1 protein-coding gene is annotated in these 735 nt (G+C 66.1%); it reads left to right on the top strand.

The window, feature by feature from the left end:
• Positions 1-735, top strand: a 735-nt coding sequence (gene ltrA / locus ACFW0B_RS25865; protein WP_449151805.1) for a group II intron reverse transcriptase/maturase, incomplete at both ends; no start/stop codon positions are given.

The following is a 735-nucleotide window of genomic DNA, read 5'->3' as shown; positions in this document are numbered from 1 at the left end:
TGAAGCAGTATTGGCCGCCCCTGCGGGAGCGGCTGCAGACGGGTGAATACCAGCCGCACGGCGTCCGTGCGGTGAACATTCCCAAGCCCCAGGGCGGGATCAGAACGCTGGGAATACCCAGCGTGCTGGATCGCCTGATCCAGCAGGCCCTGCTACAGCAACTGACGCCGCTTTTCGAACCGCTGTTCTCGGACTTCAGCTACGGCTTTCGTCCGGGGCGCAGCGCGCACCAGGCCATCGAAATGGCCCGCGCCCATGTGGCGGCGGGCTACCGCTGGAGCGTGGAACTGGACCTGGAGAAATTCTTCGACCGGGTCAACCACGATCGGCTGATGGACTTGCTGGCACGTCGGGTCGAAGACCCGCATGTGCTGCGCCTGATCCGTCGCTACCTGGAGGCTGGGGTCATGAAGGGCGGGCTCGTGAGCCCGCGTCGAGAGGGTACGCCGCAAGGCGGACCCCTCTCGCCCTTGCTCTCGAACATCCTGCTGAACGAGTTGGACCAGGAACTGAGCCGGCGCGGCCACCGCTTCGTGCGTTATGCCGACGATGCGAACGTCTACGTGCGCAGTCGGCAGGCGGGCGAGCGGGTGATGGCCAGTCTGGAGCGTTTCCTGGAGCAGCGGCTGCGGCTGCGGTTGAACCGGGCCAAGAGCCAGGTCGTCCGCCCGTGGCGCAGCAGCTACCTGGGCTACGGCATGACCGTGCACCGGCAGCCGAAACTACGGATTGCCG

The organism is Metapseudomonas phytobenefica, assembly GCF_043392685.1.
In the GTDB taxonomy this organism is placed as follows: Bacteria; Pseudomonadota; Gammaproteobacteria; order Pseudomonadales; family Pseudomonadaceae; genus Metapseudomonas.
The sequence above is the reverse complement of the archived record's forward strand: the minus strand, read 5'-3'. Positions and strand labels throughout refer to the sequence as shown.